The following is a 15,453-nucleotide window of genomic DNA, read 5'->3' as shown; positions in this document are numbered from 1 at the left end:
GGGCAGGGTTGCACTAAAACTTGTGCTGAATACCAGCACCGAGGATTTGCGAGTTTGCACTCGCATACATATCTGGTGCAGACATGTACGAGTAGTAGGCGTAAAGCATGGTGCGTTTGGAAAGGCTGTAGTTGTAGCCGATCGAGCTTGTGGTCTGTGAGCCTCGCTCACCGAATGTGAAGTCACCACCTGGGCGTAGTTGTTGGACAGACGCAAAAACTTTTCCGGTGTCACCAAGTGGTGCCGAGATACCGACCATCCATTGGTTAGTTCTCGCCCCAGGCTCGTAGAACACGGCGCCATTGGTATTCCCATCACCGCCTGATGTTTCGACGTTGGTCAGAACCTTTACACCGTTCACACGGCCATCGATGTTTTGACCGAAGGCGGCATGTAACTTAATGACCTTGAGATCATAGGTCGCACCCACGTTCCATTGTTTGACCGACATGGCGTTGACCCCCGAAGGCGTGAAGTACATGTCATACATGGCACCGATCAGTATGGGGCCGGAAGTGAACCGAGCGCCTAGTGAAAGTGCCCGGAATTTGTTGGATGTGCCAAAAGTACCTGCTTGGGTGGGCGAATTGATCGCACCTAGGCCGGTGTCGAACGAATAGCCGCCAAGTAAACTGAATCCACCGAAGCTTGCTGTGGTGATGGCGATCATGTTCGATAGTCGAATGTTGGTAGCGCCCATCGAGCTACTCAATGCGGCTTGGTCGTAGTTGTAGTCAAAAGGGTCTATGCCCGCGAAGGCGTAGGTGCCGGGAGTCAAGCGACGGCCTAAATCGATCGATCCCAAGCTAGCGCTGCTCAAGCCCAGTGTGGCCTGTCGGGTGAATCCTGTTGATGTGCCCGTTGTAGCATTCACACCGCTTTCGTAAACGAAATTAGCTTTTAAACCGTTGCCTAGATCTTCAACGCCTTTTAGTCCCCAGCGAGAGGATGCAGCCTGACCTGAGGCGAGTCCAAACTGGCTATATGTTTTGCCGGGATTTTTGAAAACGTTGGCATCAGACCCGGCTGTGCGTGACTGGTAAGCCAGGCCCACATCAATCAATCCGTACAGTGTGACCGATGATTGTGCCCAGCTAAATGAACTTAGGCCAGCGGCAGTGGGTAGCAGCATGGCAGTGAGTAAACGGCGAGCCGAAAACATGGTGTTTATCCCCACAAAACGTCATTTTGCTTAGTGTGCAAGCATTAGATGACATTTTGGCGAACTAGCGATGAAGTTTTGGTGTCATTGATGCACCTTGAAGTGTGTTCTGGCTCCTGAAGAACGGCGAGTGTGTTTGTAAAGCCGGCTCAGGTAAGGCTAAGTCAGCGCAAGTCAGTGGGACTGCTACAGGCAATGAGTACGGGAGGGCTACCTCCTCGGGAAGTTGGCATCAAAGCTAAGTATGTTTTGTGGAGAGTGTGGTAAATGAGGCTTTGATTTAACCAAGTTTATGGGGGTTTACCTGTGAACGGATATTCAAATGGGTCGCACTTCGTTACAGTAGACGGTCAGTGGCCAGACTTTTCAGAACAATTTTGGTTCAGTGATTAACTCTAGATAATGAGGTGTTCCAATGAAATCCAAGCTCGTCATGACCGCCGTGGCTTCAGTTTTTTGTGTCAGTGCATACGCCGAGTCGTTATCAGTGGTTGGCAGCTGGTCTAGCCTGCCGCTCTACAACCAATATGAAAAGCCATACTGGACCGAAGTACTGCCTAAAGCCTCCAACGGTGACATTGCTGTCACGATGACTACACACAATCAAATGGGTACTGCAGTCGGTGACGTATTCCGCTTGCTCGGTGACGGTGTGTATGACGTTGCCATGACGGTGGGTGATTACGCGGTTGCTGATGCGCCTGCGCTAGAGGGTCTTGATGTTCCGCTTGTGGCATTGACGGCTGATCAGGCGCGGGCCATGGTAGACGCGGCTCGTCCCATGGTCGACGAGATTTTTAAAGAAAAATTCAACAGCCACGTCCTGGCCATTGCACCCTATCCACCCCAAGTAGTGTTTTGCAACGCAGAGGTTAAAACCCTTGATGATCTGAAAGGTAAAAAAGTTCGCGGCTCTGGTCGTATGACGGCGAAGTTTCTTGAAGCCTTGGGCGCTGAGGGTGTAAATGTGTCATTTTCCGAAGTGCCGGGCGCTCTGCAAAAGGGTGTGGTTAATTGCGCCGTCACAGGCGCTGGATCAGGCTATTCGGCGGGCTGGTGGGAAGTGTCTACGCACTTGATGGCCATTCCGCTTGGTGGTTGGGATCCAGTGATTACCGCTGTGAATCTGGACAAATGGAATAGCCTGACAGACGCGCAGCGCAAACTGATCACCGACACCATCAAGAAGGATTTCGAGGATCCGGCCTGGGCCGCGGCGCAAACAGCATTGACCAACGACATCGCCTGTTTGACGGGCAATGGGCCTTGCCCGGCTGGTCAGGCCCGCAACATGACTTTGGTCGAAGTCTCTGATGCAGACTTCAACCGCGCCAAGACCGTGTTAATTGAGCAAGTTTTGCCGGAGTGGTCTGCCCGTGCTGGTGGTAATTGGGGTCAGCGCTGGAGTGATTCGGTGGGTAAAGTTGTTGGCGTCACCATTAAATAAGTCCGCATTGACACACTCGCGAAAGGCAGGTTAACCAACCATGATTGACGCGGTTTTGAGAGGTATCAAAGCGGTCAACCGCGTCATTCTGATAGGGCTGGGTGTCCTGCTATGGGGCGGGGTGATGATTGTGTTGTTAGACATCACCCTGCGCCTTGCGGGTTCTTCTTTGGGTGGCACTGATGAGATCAGTGGTTACCTGATGGCTATTCTTGCAGCTTGGGGCATGGGCTATACCCTAACTGCGTTGGGCCACATCCGTATCGAAGCATTGCGCGATCGTTGTGGTACCGATTTGAAACTCGTACTCGATGTCTTGGCCATTGCCTCGGTGGCGGTGGTAGTCACTTTGATTGCCGTTAAAGGTTGGCCGGTATTTGAGCGCTCTTGGCTAAGTGACTCGCGCGCCAACACTCCACTGGAGACTTTACTTTGGACCGTGCAACTGCCATGGTTTCTGGGATGGGCATGGTTTGCCTTGGTTGCGTGGGTGCAGTTTCTGGCCGCTCTGGTTTTTATTGTTCGTAGCGAGAAGTTGCGAGCGTTTGATCTGATCGGTACTGCCAATGAGTTAAATGATCTATCTGATGACGATCGAAGTGCTCAAAGGGGACCCCAGCCATGATGACTTATCTGGTCGTGGGGCTGCTAGGATTGTTGGCGTTGACCATTCCAGTGGGCATCGTGCTGTTCCTGTTAGGGTTTGGGATTGATGCTTTCTTTAGCGCATTTCCGCTCATGAAGGGGCTGGGGCGTATGGTATGGGCGACATCGAACTCATCGTCGCTCATCGCTATTCCGTTTTTTATTTTGCTCGGAGAAATCCTGGTGCGCTCCGGGATTGCACGTACGACCTACAGTGCGCTGGATCGCTGGGTGTCTTGGATGCCGGGTGGCCTGGTACATGCCAACATTGCCACTGCCACAATGTTCTCGGCCACATCGGGATCTTCAGTGGCGACAGCTGCGAGCGTGAGTACCGTGGCGATGCCACAGGCCAAAGCTTTAGGGTATGACCCGCGAATGTTTTCCGGGGCGATCGCCGCCGGTGGCACCCTTGGCATTATGATTCCGCCGTCAATCAATCTGATTGTCTATGGCTTTCTGACACAAAGCTCAATTCCGCAATTGTTTCTGGCAGGTCTTATCCCGGGCCTTTTATTGGCGGTTGGTTTCATGTTGATGACGGCCATGATTTGCGCCATTCGACCAAACCTAGGTGGCCCGCGCCGGCATTTCGGCTGGGGCGAACGTATCAAATCTTTAAAGGATTTAGTGCCGATTCTGCTGTTGTTTGTGACGATTGTGGGTTCAATCTACTACGGGATTGCAACCCCAACGGAGGCGGCTGCTGTGGGTGTTGGCGGTGCGGTGCTGATTGCCATCTCGTTTGGCAAGTTCTCTTGGCAGATGGTGACTCAAAGTGTCGTGGGTACGGTGAAGATTACTTCCATGATCATGCTCATTGTGATCGGCGCATCGTTTCTTAATTTCACATTGGCATCGGCTGGTCTCGGTACCAAGCTTGATGCCTTTTTGACTGGTCTGGGCTTGACACCATTAACCACGCTCTTGGTGATTGTGCTGATGTACGTGGTATTGGGTATGTTCATTGAGACCTTGTCACTCATGGTGGTGACTATCCCGATTGTGGTGCCCTTGGTAGTTGCGCTTGGATTTGATGTGATCTGGTTCGGGATACTGATGATTGTGCTGGTAGAGATGGCACTGATCACTCCGCCTGTGGGCTTGAACCTATACGTGGTGCAAAGTGCCCGCGGTGAGGGGAAAATTGGTCAAGTCATGATGGGGGCGTTACCCTACGTTATGGTGATGTTTGTGATGGTGGCCGCACTCATCGCCATGCCAGAGATTGCGCTGTGGCTGCCATCTAGTTTGAAGTAATAGGACTATCTGATGGGCTCGAAAGCTCTGAATTAACTGGTCGCATTCAACTCTTTCTTAAAAAAGATCACACCCATATGAAAATTTCGACCCCTAACGGATATCTCGATGCACCCGTCGGTAACCTGATTGTGGCGGGCTGGACTGGGCGCAACCGCGCCGCAGTTGAACACCATATTGAGGAGTTGAAAGCCATTGGTGTACCACCACCCTCAACGACTCCATTATTCTATCGAGTCAGCCCTGAGCTCGCTTCAGCGGATTCTGAGCAATATTTTCTGGGTGATACCGCCTCGGGTGAAGTTGAGCCTGTGATTATCTTTGACGGCAAGGATTTATATCTGGGCACGGGTTCAGACCATACCGACCGCGCCTGGGAAACCCAATCAGTCGCAGTGTCCAAGCAAATGTGTCCTAAGCCGATTGCAAGCACAGCCTGGCGATTCAATGATGTCAAAGAGCATCAGGACCAATTAACCATCCGTTCTTGGGTGCGAGATAGTCAGTCTGATTCATGGCGTCTGTACCAAGACGGCTCGCTAATGCAAATCATGCCTTTGGGTCAGTTGCTTGAACTGTCGCAGATGACGCGAGAACATAGGCCCGGGACGTTGTCTGTGATGCTATGTGGCACAGTGCCCACGATTGGCACGATTGCACCAGCAAAGTACTTCAAGTTTGAAATTGCTGATCCTGTGCTCGGGCAGTCGATTATTCATGAGTATCACTGTACTTATTTGCCAGTGGCTGCCTGAGTGAAGGATGGGGTAGTGGCGCGCTGAGACCACCTTTCTGTGTTTTAACAATTCGGTTCGGGGTGGCAATCAGCAGCGCCACCATCTCGTTGCCAGGACTGCCAATTCCTACATGACCGCTAATTGAGCATTCTTTAGGTCAGTCACCAGCATATAGCCTGGCGCGTGGGTGATGCAGAACTTAGGCTTGCTATCCATGAGCACTGATTGTGGTGTAACGCCGCAGGCCCAGAACACCGGCATTTCACCCTCCTTGATGTCCACGGCATCACCGTACTCTGGCTGGTTGATATTTTTGATTCCAATGAGTTCGGGGTCGCCAATGTGTACGGGTGAGCCGTGCACATCCGGGAAGCGTGTTGTGATCTGGATCGCACGGATAGCGTCGGCAGGCTTGAATGGCCGCATCGACACGACTAACGGGCCGTGGAACTTGCCTGCCGTGTTGGTTGGCACGTTGGTGCGATACATCGGCACGTTGCGGCCCTGAGTGATGTGTCGTAATTCCAAGCCTTGCTCAAGTAGTGCCTCTTCAAATGAAAATGAACAACCGAGTGCAAAGCTCACCAGATCATCTCGCCACAGGTGGCTGACATCTGCGCACTCGTTCACCATCTCTCCATCCTGCCAGACTCGATACCTGGGGATGTCAGTGGCAATATCTAGGTTGACGCCCAAGCTCGGAATGCCCCGCTCGCCTGGCGTGCTTACCCCAAGCAGTGGGCAGGGCTTGGGGTTTCTCTGGCAAAACACCAGAAAATCCATGGCATCGGCTGCTGGCAGGATCACCAGGTTGGCTTGCACAAAGCCGTAAGCCAGACCCGTCGTGGGTTGGTTGAGGGTGCCATTTCTCGCAGCTAAGCGGATTTGTTCAGACTCAAGCATGGTGGACCTTAGGTTCAATTCAGGGGATTGGTTGATCGATCATAGCGTCTGGCGATCGGTTTGTGCTGGTTTGCTCAGACCTGTCAGCCCCGAGAATCGGTTTGACGTCGCGTTGACCGACTGGTCTAATCGTGAAGCCTCTAAAAGGGAGTAGCTGCGCCAAACACGAGTTCAGGCTCCAAAGTGTCTTGTGTTTGGTGTTACGGTGTCGTCAAGACGACAGCGGCTGAACTGGCAGTCAGTCGTGTCCGGTGCCGTGAGCTGCCCGATTCGGAAATTCAGTTTTTATTTGTTGAGTTTCTGCTGATCGGCTGTCAGCAAGACTGGTGAGTGCCTACAGAAAAACCAATAACAAATTGCCAAACTTTGCCCTTTTGGCATAAAGGCATGTCCTCATGATCTCGGTTGGAACCCCTTTGTTGTGGACGCTATTTGTGGCGTTCGTATTTGTAGCGCTGTTCGTGGATTTCTTTGCCATGAGCAAGCAAGGCGCACACACGGTCAGCATGCGTGAGGCGGTTATCTGGTCGCTGATCTGGGTGGCCACCTCATTTGTGTTCGTGGGCTGGCTTTGGTGGTATTTGGGAGGGCTTGATGGCGACTTAGCCACCAAGACATTGGCCAATGCCAAGGCGCTTGAATTTATCACCGGCTACCTGGTTGAAAAGGCTCTGGCCGTTGACAACATTTTTGTTTTCTTGATGTTGTTTACCTATTTTGCTGTGCCACCCGCTTATCAAAAGCGTGTGCTCATGATTGGAATCATTGGTGCCCTGGTATTGCGTGCGATCATGATTCTGGTGGGGGCGTGGTTAGTCAACCAGTTCCACTGGGTCATGTACATCTTCGGGGCGTTTCTTATCTTTACCGGCATCAAAATGTGGTTGGCGACCGGCGAAGAGCCGGATTTAGACAACAACCCGGCGCTCAAATGGATTAACCGGCACTTCAAGATCTCGCCCAACTACGATGGTGAAAAGTTTTTTACCGTAGACAACGGCATCAAAATGGCTACCCCGATGCTGGTGGTGATTGCCTTGATCGGCATTGTGGATGTCATCTTTGCGGTGGATTCAATTCCGGCCATTTTTGCGATCACCACCGACCCTTTCATTGTATTGACGTCTAACGTCTTTGCTATCTTGGGGTTGCGCGCCATGTACTTTGTGCTGGCGAGCATGCATGAGCGCTTTCACTTGCTCTCGTATGGCTTGGCTATCGTATTGGTGTTCATCGGCGCCAAGATGCTGCTGATTGATATCTACAAGATTCCGGTAGCAGCCTCTTTGGGATTTACCGTGACTGTGTTGGCAGTGACGATGATTCTGTCATTACGTATACCGCCAAGGGCAGGGCATACGGGCACTGCATTCCCTTTCTCTGCTAAAGAGAGAGATGGTGAATCGGATGAGACCAAGTAGTTGGATTTGGCGAAAAGCATTCATAAGAGCAGGGGATCGGATGTCACTTTACAAGTAACTGCTAATGACGCCACCAATAATCTCTTGTGTTGCCCCCTGCCTATCCCTTAGAGTGAGCAGAAGTTTATTTGGCGCTTAACAACGCCTTTGACAGTGACACTCATCATGGAGACATCCGATGGCTCAAATGAAGCTTTACTATTCACCAAACTCTCCGTACGCGCGTAAAGTGCGTGTGCTGGCGATTGAGCGTGGCATTGCCGATCAGATTGAATTGGTCGAAGTCAGCACCGCTGATCTCGCGGGGCCACTGATGAAGGTTAATCCGCTAGGTAGAGTGCCTGCGCTTGAGACACAAGCAGATGGGGTGGTTCATGACTCACCGGTGATCTGCGAATATCTGGATGGCTATACATCGAGTGCAACCGGTCCAGGTAAGGTCATTGACCTGGCTGACAAGTGTTTTGCGGCTACAGCACAAGGCATGCTTGACGCGGGTTATGCCGTTCGTATGGAAAAAACCCGTCCTGAGCACTTGCAGTGGCAAGACTGGAACGACAAGCAGTTCGGCAAAATCAACCGCACACTTGATCAGTTGGAGGCAAATCCACAAACTTTGCCCAAAGAACCCACAATCGGCGCGATTGCCTTGGCGTGCACTCTCGAGTGGTTGGCATTCAGGCATCCGGAAGGGCAGTGGTTGGCTAACCGCCCGAATCTCGCCAAATGGACTAATGCGTTTAGCGAACGACCATCGATGAAAGCAACGCAGCCAGCTTGACTAGGTTGATTAAAAAAATCGCTTAAATGATTTCTAAATATGCATTTCAGCATTTTTTTCAAACAAATCAACCTGCGGCCTGTAGCTTCACAGACTTCTCAATAGTCTGTTGTCCTCGGCGGATTTGAAGGCGCACAGTCTGTCCAGGCTGAAAGGCATCAAGCGTCGACAGCAGCTTGGCCACTGATGGCACGGCCTGCCCGTTGATTGAGACAATGATGTCGCCCGGCACAATTGATCCGCTGCGATCTCGGGTTGGTCCCTTCAGGCCAGCTTGCGCTGCACCCGAGTTCGGTCGAACCCCCAAGATAAAAACGCCCTCGGTTCCGAGTGCACGAACCAAGCGCCGGTTGAGTTGATCATCGATCTCAATGCCCAACACGGGCGGATTGTATTGGCCGGTCTTAATCAACTGTGGAACCACGCGTGCAACCGTATCGACGGGCACGGCAAACCCGATGCCAGCCGATGCCCCGGATGGGCTGTAGATCGCCGTGTTAATGCCAATCAACCGTCCGCGAGAGTCAAGTAGCGGCCCGCCCGAGTTACCGGGGTTGATGGCCGCATCGGTTTGGATCAGATCCTCGATAATACGGGTACCGTTTTCATTGGGTAATGATCGGTTCAGCGCTGAGATCACACCCGTGGTCAGTGTCCAATCCAGACCAAACGGGTTGCCGATCGCATAGACATGCTGACCCACACGCAGGTTGTTGCTGGTCCCTAATGGCACTGGGGTCGGGCGTTTAAAGTTGGTATCGATCCGCAGAACTGCCAGGTCATGGGCTGGGCTTGCACCCACAAGACGAGCCTGATATTCACGACTATCTGCCAGTGTCACGGTGGCTTGCGAGGCGCCTTGAATGACATGAAAATTGGTCACGACGTGCCCTTTGTCGTCCCACAAGAAACCTGACCCTGATCCTCGAGGAATGGTGGTCAGGTTGCGAGTCCAGGCATCGCGTACGGTGCGACTTGTACTGATAAAGACAACGGAGTCTCGTGAGCGCTCAAATAGCTCGATGAGGGCTTTTTCATAGGCGACCAACGCCTCGTATTGGGCTGCTACGGGGGCGCTGGTAAGCGATAGTGGCAAATACAGCAATAGGCAGCTCAATAGGCGACGCATCATTTCACATGTCCTGCTTTCATTTGGCTTTCATCGGTTTGCTCTCTATACCCACATAGGTATAGAGCGCGCACATCATCCGATTCAAATCGTTCTGGTCTTTTAATGGTAGATCCGCTAGCTGCATGGGTCCTGGGTAGTAGTAGGCCATCAATTGCATGTCACTTTGCCCAGGTACGTCACCAGTGACCTGCACCACAATATAGTCAATCGGTTTGCCACCACACATGAAGTTACCATTGAGCAATTCTGGATTGGTTTTGCTGTCAACCCGAAACAGTGTCTGTCCGGTGTCAGCATCATGTTCAATTGGTGAGATTCTCAGTGATGCCTGATTGCCGAACGTCAGTGTCGTATTGGTCAGCGTAATATCACCTGTAACGCCAGAGGCGGTTCGGCTTAAGGCCTGCCAGTGGGTCGGGTTAGGGAATACCGAGCGTTCAGCCGAGGGTTTCGGTGGTGACATGGCGCCACACCCGACTAGCGCCGTCGCGCCAGTCAGTAATAAAGTCAGCATGAATACGTATTTCAGAATAGGTCTTGTTTGCATGACATGTCACTGCCTGGTTTGAGTGTTTTTCGAGCTGATGGTTTTGGCTAAGTCAAGTGGCTTGTTTGCCAAACCTCTGCTAAAAAGTGTAGTGCAACCAGAGCGTAGTGCACGGCATTATCTGTAAGTTTCTAATCCTGATTTTGTTTTGTTCCATCGCTTATGAGATACCAATCGAGCCGATTTTTTTCTTCCGGTGTGGTTAGTACTTGCCCAAAGCGAGCTGGCGCTTGGTCTATCCGTGTCCTGTCGGGTGTGCTGTTGATGTTGTTTCAAATGGCAGCCCTCGCGCAACAAATCGTCATCGCCCATCGGGGTGCGAGTGGCTACTTGCCCGAACATACGATTGCCGCCAAATCCATGGCACATGCCATGGGTGCTGACTACCTTGAGCAGGATCTGGTGATGACCAGAGACGGCGAGTTGGTTGTGTTGCATGATTTATATCTTGATCGAGTCTCGGATGTCGCCACAAAATTTCCGGAACGCGCACGTGAGGACGGACGTCATTACGTGGTTGATTTCACGCTGGATGAACTCAGGCAGATCAAGATCACCGAGCGTCGCAAGACCGATAACGCTGCAGACCCGACAATGGCATTTCCCGGGCGGTTTGGTCTACACAAATCTCACTTCGGTATCCATACATTTGCTGAAGAACTCGAACTTATTCGGGAGCTGAACCGCACCACCGGCAAGACGGTTGGCATCTACCCGGAAATCAAGTCCCCCTCGTTTCATCATCAGAATGGCCAAGACATTGCTGCAGCTACTCTGCAAACGCTTAAGGATCATGGCTACACCACAAACGACGGTTCAGTTTATCTGCAGTCATTTGATCCCCATGAGCTTAAACGGGTGAAGACTGAGCTCATGCCCCAGATGCAAATGGATTTACCATTGGTGCAACTGATTGCCCGCACCAATTGGAAACTTACTCAAGAGCGACTACCGAATGGTCAGTGGGCCAACTATGACTACGATTGGATGCTCGCACCCGGTGCTATGGAGGTGATCGCCCAATATGCCGATGGTATCGGGCCCCACATTGGCATGCTGTTCGATAGCAATGATGCCAAGCTTGCGCCCAATGCACTTGTTAAGCAGGCTCAAGCCCGCGGTCTGGTCGTACACCCCTACACAGTTAGAGCTGATGCTTTGCCCAAGGGAGTCAACAGCATCGATGAACTACATGAATTGTTGTTTAAGCAGGTGGGGGTCGACGGCGTATTTACTGATTTCCCTGATTTGGCAGTTCAGTATTTGGGGCGCTAGTCAATATTGCTCAACACTCGTATCTGCATGCACGTATCAATGTCGTCTAGTTGCGATGTTAAAGCGATTCTGGGACAAACGGCTAAGACCATGGACGTAAAGGTACGTATGTCTATATGCCAGATCCCGACATAAACCTCGCGAACCGTTTCTCGAATAAAGGCCATGCTTCGGGGTTGATTAGCCGCGGTGGTCGGGTTGGTGCTCTGCCGGGGGTAAACAAATTACACAGTTGCTCAGCACCCATGCGCGCTGCATTGCGTCTGGCTTCATGGGTTACGCCTGCAGTGTGATAGGTGGCCACCACGTTCTCCATGGTCAGCAGTGGATTGTCAGCGGCAGGCGGCTCAACCGTCCACACATCAAGACCGGCGCCAGATAGGTGACCTGTTGCTAGTGCATCAGCTAGCGCGTCTTCATCATGAATACCGCCACGGGCTGTGGACAGAAAGATGGCGCCTGACCTCATCTGTGCAAACCGCTCGGCGTTAAACAGATTTAACGTTTCATGATTTCTTGGGCAATGTAGGGTGACTACATCGCTACGATTAATCAATTCATCTAAACCCACTGGCTCCACACCCCGACGAACCAACTCCTGTCTATCCACATACGGATCACAGCCGAGTACTTGCATGCCAAATACGCGTGCGATTTCAGCAACGCGCGAGCCGATATTGCCTACCCCAACGATGCCCAGGGTCAAGCCCTGGATCTCGTTGCCCATCAGATCTTCGCGAGACCCGTAGTTGCCTGACCGCATCACGCGTTCTGACTCCCCGACCCGATGACGCAACGCCAACAACAGTGCAAACGTATGCTCAGCCACCGAATTCGAATTGCAGCCGCTTTGATTGAGCACGAGCACACCATGCTTGGTACAGGCAGCGACATCGACAGGGTCAAATCCCGCGCCTGAACTCGATACACACAAGAGTTCCGGTGTGCGTGCCAGAAACTCGGACGTCACCTGCCACTGGGGCGGCACCTCATCACGTGCAGCGCAGATGTGATATGCGTGGGCTTTAGCCATCACTGCCCATGATTGTTCATCGGCGTCTTCAAACTGGCACAGTGTTTGTTTGATGTGGGGATTAGCCTGAACAATCTGATCAAACACTGGGTCAAGCCAGAAGTTAAAACGAACAAGTTGTGCTTGCATAGGGCCGCTCAAGAATATGGTTTGAATTTGGTTGGGTGCTCTCACACCAATATTGAGCTTAATCGATACGCGCGCTGGTGAATCACTAAGTTTTGGCTGACACAACTTGAGTCCGACTTGAATCGAGCTTGCGTCAAGTGCTTAACTTCACTACGCTAGTCGGGTTCATGCACAAATGGGTGGCAAGCACTGCTGGCCATGGTGACTGGCAAGACCATTTTTTACGGAATTCCGATATGCAAATCGATCTGCACACCTTGTCGCCTGAGGCGTTGACCCAAGCCATCCACATGCTCGATGACGAGTGGATGAATGATGATCCTAAAATCGCTGCCGTGATGCCAGTGGTGCTTGGGCGTGGCGTTGGGCAAGATTGGCACAAAGCAGGCACATTTCGTCATCATTTGATTGGTGTGACCCGCACGTTGACGCTTTGGCAGCAGCCCGACGAGGTCCGCTTACTCGGGCTCTTGCATAGCGTGTACGGAAATGCGCATGTGGATCTCATGAAGTTTGATCCCAAGTCTGAGCGCGGGCGTCTTGCCGAGTTGGTGGGTGCTGAAGTCGAGCGATTGATTTACACCTTCTGCACGATTTCCCGGGTTGAGTTTGTTCGTAACCTTTTTACGGGTAAGGTCGCTGACGACGGCAGTGTGACACTCGAGAACGGTGGTAAGACCCTGATTCTCCCGGCCCGTGATGTGGCGATCTTTACCGTCATGACCATGGCTGACATTTGTGAGCAGTGGTATAGCTGGCAGGATGACATCTACTCGGGTTATCCGGACTACGAGTTCTTGCCGGGTAAAGTCCATTGGGCCGCCGGCCTATGGCCAGGTCCCATGCGCCCAACAACGTACCGTGTCAGTCAAATGTCCAGGCTCGGGCAAATCCTGCAGCATCCGGCGATCAAGGGAATATTGCCCACGCCACCCGTGTTTAACCAATGCACGGCTGTGCTTGACCGCGATGACGAGGCGGCGGCCAGTGCGCTCTACTGGTCAGTTGCTCAGCAAAACCAGCCGTTGGTGTCACCTGATGCCACCCGAGCAACCTTAAAGCAAGCCATTGCCTTAAACCCTTGGGTAGCCGAGCCCTACATGTTGTTGGCCCAGTTGCATCTGACGTTTGATGAGTTTGATGATGCGCAGGCTGCGGCAGCAAGCGGTGTGCAATTAGCGTCAATTTGGGGTAATACGTGGGATAAGCGTATTGGCTGGGATGCCTGGATGGCGTGGGGACGGATTTTGTTGCAGTGTTCACAAAAGCGCAGCTGGCCTAAAGACATCAACAAGCTAAACAACTTGGCGCTTGATTTGGGCTAGAGGTAAATATTGCCCTGTGCCTATGCTGAGCAGCTAGCTGTCAACATGCGATGCGCATCGCGCCAAGTCTAGACGTTAATCGCCTCGCGCAGTGTGCGTTTGATTGTTGCAGCTAAGGTTGATGGAATCATGGCGCCCGTGATCTCGGACAATATTTACCCGTTCAGCCGGTCACCCGGGGTTCTCGTCCCAAAGCCGGAGTTTGTTGATCGACTCCATTTGAGGGCTTGTTGTTTCTGACAACCATCACTTGCAAGCACTATCCACTACACAAGAGCTGATGGTGCTATAACCACGGCAAACCGTTAGTACCAAACCATTCACAAACTCCTCTATCACTGTCTATCGGTATAGGTGCTTTATGTCATCAGCTTTTTCACTCAATTCATCTGACCGTGCCTGGGTCGAGGAAGCGGTTCGTAAAATCGAAGGCGACTTCACCCGCACGGCGGACACACACTTGATCACATTGGATTTGCCACCACCCTTGGCACTCGACGGGATCGATGTTTACTTCAAAGATGAATCGACCCATCCGACCGGCAGTCTTAAACATCGACTGGCCAGATCACTATTGTTGTATGCGCTATGCAATGGCTGGGTCGGACCCAAGACCACGCTCGTAGAAGCATCGTCCGGATCGACGGCTATTAGTGAGGCTTATTTTGCGCGGTTGATTGGTCTGCCGTTTATCGCGGTAGTGCCGCAGTCAACCGCCCAGTCCAAGTGTGACCTGATTCGGTTTTACGGCGGGCAGGTGCATTTTGTGCAGCGAGCAAGCGAGGTATATGAGGCTGCGCGTGAACTGGCAGTCCAAACGGGTGGCCACTACATGGATCAGTTCACATTTGCAGAAAGAGCAACCGATTGGCGCGGTAACAACAACATTGCCGAATCGGTGTTTGCCCAGATGGCCCATGAGCGTTACCCCGTGCCATCTTGGGTAGTCGTTGGTGCAGGCACGGGTGGTACGTCAGCCACTTTTGGCCGGTTTGTGCGCTACAAGCGCTTGCCAACCCAGGTTGCGGTGGTCGACCCTGAGAACTCAGTGTTTTACCCATATTTCGAAACGGGTGACGCGACTGTCACATCCTCACATTCAAGTCGCATCGAGGGCATCGGCAGACCTCGGGTTGAGCCTTCGTTTATTCGTCAGGTGGTCAGCGATGTCTTGCCCATTAAGGATCTCGATTCCATTGCGGCCATGCGCATGATGTCTGACTGGCTGGGTCGCAGAGTCGGGCCGTCAACCGGCACTAATTTGATCGGGGTCATCAACCTTATGCGCCGCATGCAAGCCAACGGTGAGCGAGGGAGCATCGTGTCACTGATTTGTGATGGGGGCGATCGTTATGCTCACTTGTACGACGATGCTTGGGTTGATGAGCACTATGGCCCCGGCATCCAAGAGCGTAAAAGTGCACTGGCTCGATAAGCTGGGTAGTTACCGATTGGCGCCAAGAGATTCTCCGCAAGAAACTCAACCTCGAAAAACAGAAAAAACGACAGACGAATCTAAGAAAATGGGTGCAGTTTGCTTTGCTGAACCCATAGCTGATCCATTGTGGCCATCCTAGTTGAGCGGTAGTTTTTGCTAATTGCCGCTCATTCTGAAACTTAAAATAATCCGTTGTATTGGGTTATCAGTCCAAATTA

14 protein-coding genes are annotated in these 15,453 nt (G+C 52.1%); 9 read left to right on the top strand and 5 right to left on the bottom strand.

Annotated elements, in window-relative coordinates:
* Positions 1-13: 13 nt before the first annotated feature.
* Positions 14-1,162: a porin gene (locus DHf2319_RS10240; protein WP_243478112.1), complete on the bottom strand. Its 1,149-nt coding sequence runs from the start codon at positions 1,160-1,162 to the stop codon at positions 14-16.
* A 415-nt stretch (positions 1,163-1,577) separates the two neighbouring features.
* On the opposite strand from DHf2319_RS10240, the gene DHf2319_RS10235 reads away from it, so the two are divergent.
* The 4 genes from DHf2319_RS10235 to DHf2319_RS10220 all read left to right on the top strand — a co-directional run bounded on the left by DHf2319_RS10235 (position 1,578) and on the right by DHf2319_RS10220 (position 5,269).
* Positions 1,578-2,609, top strand: a complete 1,032-nt coding sequence (locus DHf2319_RS10235) for a TRAP transporter substrate-binding protein (protein ID WP_243478111.1) — start codon at positions 1,578-1,580, stop codon at positions 2,607-2,609.
* A 40-nt stretch (positions 2,610-2,649) separates the two neighbouring features.
* On the top strand, positions 2,650-3,234 hold the full coding sequence (locus tag DHf2319_RS10230; protein WP_243478110.1) for a TRAP transporter small permease subunit: 585 nt from the start codon (positions 2,650-2,652) through the stop codon (positions 3,232-3,234).
* Positions 3,231-4,514: a TRAP transporter large permease gene (locus DHf2319_RS10225; RefSeq protein WP_243478109.1), complete on the top strand. Its 1,284-nt coding sequence runs from the start codon at positions 3,231-3,233 to the stop codon at positions 4,512-4,514. The genes DHf2319_RS10230 and DHf2319_RS10225 overlap by 4 nt, the downstream gene beginning before the upstream one ends.
* A 77-nt stretch (positions 4,515-4,591) precedes the next feature.
* The gene (locus DHf2319_RS10220; RefSeq protein WP_243478108.1) at positions 4,592-5,269 is read left to right on the top strand and encodes a DUF2848 domain-containing protein; all 678 of its coding nucleotides are present in this window, start codon (positions 4,592-4,594) and stop codon (positions 5,267-5,269) included.
* A 108-nt stretch (positions 5,270-5,377) separates the two neighbouring features.
* On the opposite strand, the gene DHf2319_RS10215 is transcribed toward DHf2319_RS10220, so the two are convergent.
* Positions 5,378-6,154 (bottom strand): putative hydro-lyase, encoded by a 777-nt coding sequence (locus tag DHf2319_RS10215; RefSeq protein WP_243478107.1) that lies wholly within the window; start codon positions 6,152-6,154, stop codon positions 5,378-5,380.
* Between the two features lie 395 nt (positions 6,155-6,549).
* Between DHf2319_RS10215 and DHf2319_RS10210 the strand changes: the two genes are divergently transcribed.
* Both DHf2319_RS10210 and DHf2319_RS10205 read left to right on the top strand, forming a co-directional pair.
* Entirely contained in the window at positions 6,550-7,575 is a 1,026-nt protein-coding gene (locus DHf2319_RS10210) for a TerC family protein (protein ID WP_243478106.1), read from the top strand.
* A 178-nt stretch (positions 7,576-7,753) separates the two neighbouring features.
* Positions 7,754-8,356: a glutathione S-transferase gene (locus tag DHf2319_RS10205; protein WP_243478105.1), complete on the top strand. Its 603-nt coding sequence runs from the start codon at positions 7,754-7,756 to the stop codon at positions 8,354-8,356.
* A gap of 67 nt (positions 8,357-8,423) precedes the next feature.
* Here the strand turns inward: DHf2319_RS10205 and DHf2319_RS10200 are convergent, their stop codons facing one another.
* Both DHf2319_RS10200 and DHf2319_RS10195 read right to left on the bottom strand, forming a co-directional pair.
* Positions 8,424-9,488: a S1C family serine protease gene (locus DHf2319_RS10200; protein ID WP_369810184.1), complete on the bottom strand. Its 1,065-nt coding sequence runs from the start codon at positions 9,486-9,488 to the stop codon at positions 8,424-8,426.
* A 16-nt stretch (positions 9,489-9,504) separates the two neighbouring features.
* Positions 9,505-10,035: a hypothetical protein gene (locus DHf2319_RS10195; protein WP_243478104.1), complete on the bottom strand. Its 531-nt coding sequence runs from the start codon at positions 10,033-10,035 to the stop codon at positions 9,505-9,507.
* A 162-nt stretch (positions 10,036-10,197) separates the two neighbouring features.
* On the opposite strand from DHf2319_RS10195, the gene glpQ reads away from it, so the two are divergent.
* Complete coding sequence (glpQ, locus tag DHf2319_RS10190; RefSeq protein WP_243478103.1) at positions 10,198-11,310, top strand: glycerophosphodiester phosphodiesterase; 1,113 nt, start codon at positions 10,198-10,200, stop codon at positions 11,308-11,310.
* A gap of 112 nt (positions 11,311-11,422) precedes the next feature.
* Here glpQ and DHf2319_RS10185 read toward each other — a convergent pair whose 3' ends face one another.
* Entirely contained in the window at positions 11,423-12,472 is a 1,050-nt protein-coding gene (locus DHf2319_RS10185) for a hydroxyacid dehydrogenase (RefSeq protein ID WP_243478102.1), read from the bottom strand.
* Between the two features lie 236 nt (positions 12,473-12,708).
* Here DHf2319_RS10185 and DHf2319_RS10180 point away from each other — a divergent pair, with 236 nt between their 5' ends.
* Both DHf2319_RS10180 and DHf2319_RS10175 read left to right on the top strand, forming a co-directional pair.
* A complete protein-coding gene (locus tag DHf2319_RS10180; protein ID WP_243480093.1) occupies positions 12,709-13,797 on the top strand; it encodes a DUF6817 domain-containing protein in 1,089 nt (362 codons plus the stop codon).
* Between the two features lie 361 nt (positions 13,798-14,158).
* Entirely contained in the window at positions 14,159-15,232 is a 1,074-nt protein-coding gene (locus tag DHf2319_RS10175; protein WP_243478101.1) for a PLP-dependent cysteine synthase family protein, read from the top strand.
* Positions 15,233-15,453 lie beyond the last annotated feature (221 nt).

Source organism: Orrella daihaiensis, assembly GCF_022811525.1.
In the GTDB taxonomy this organism is placed as follows: Bacteria; Pseudomonadota; Gammaproteobacteria; order Burkholderiales; family Burkholderiaceae_B; genus Algicoccus; species Algicoccus daihaiensis.
The sequence above is the reverse complement of the archived record's forward strand: the minus strand, read 5'-3'. Positions and strand labels throughout refer to the sequence as shown.

Coding starts and splice junctions, on each gene's coding strand:
- DHf2319_RS10240 (WP_243478112.1), bottom strand. CDS start 1,162: ATGTTTTCGGCTCGCCGTTTACTCACTGCCATGCTGCTACCCACTGCC.
- DHf2319_RS10235 (WP_243478111.1), top strand. CDS start 1,578: ATGAAATCCAAGCTCGTCATGACCGCCGTGGCTTCAGTTTTTTGTGTC.
- DHf2319_RS10230 (WP_243478110.1), top strand. CDS start 2,650: ATGATTGACGCGGTTTTGAGAGGTATCAAAGCGGTCAACCGCGTCATT.
- DHf2319_RS10225 (WP_243478109.1), top strand. CDS start 3,231: ATGATGACTTATCTGGTCGTGGGGCTGCTAGGATTGTTGGCGTTGACC.
- DHf2319_RS10220 (WP_243478108.1), top strand. CDS start 4,592: ATGAAAATTTCGACCCCTAACGGATATCTCGATGCACCCGTCGGTAAC.
- DHf2319_RS10215 (WP_243478107.1), bottom strand. CDS start 6,154: ATGCTTGAGTCTGAACAAATCCGCTTAGCTGCGAGAAATGGCACCCTC.
- DHf2319_RS10210 (WP_243478106.1), top strand. CDS start 6,550: ATGATCTCGGTTGGAACCCCTTTGTTGTGGACGCTATTTGTGGCGTTC.
- DHf2319_RS10205 (WP_243478105.1), top strand. CDS start 7,754: ATGGCTCAAATGAAGCTTTACTATTCACCAAACTCTCCGTACGCGCGT.
- DHf2319_RS10200 (WP_369810184.1), bottom strand. CDS start 9,488: ATGATGCGTCGCCTATTGAGCTGCCTATTGCTGTATTTGCCACTATCG.
- DHf2319_RS10195 (WP_243478104.1), bottom strand. CDS start 10,035: ATGCAAACAAGACCTATTCTGAAATACGTATTCATGCTGACTTTATTA.
- glpQ (WP_243478103.1), top strand. CDS start 10,198: ATGAGATACCAATCGAGCCGATTTTTTTCTTCCGGTGTGGTTAGTACT.
- DHf2319_RS10185 (WP_243478102.1), bottom strand. CDS start 12,472: ATGCAAGCACAACTTGTTCGTTTTAACTTCTGGCTTGACCCAGTGTTT.
- DHf2319_RS10180 (WP_243480093.1), top strand. CDS start 12,709: ATGCAAATCGATCTGCACACCTTGTCGCCTGAGGCGTTGACCCAAGCC.
- DHf2319_RS10175 (WP_243478101.1), top strand. CDS start 14,159: ATGTCATCAGCTTTTTCACTCAATTCATCTGACCGTGCCTGGGTCGAG.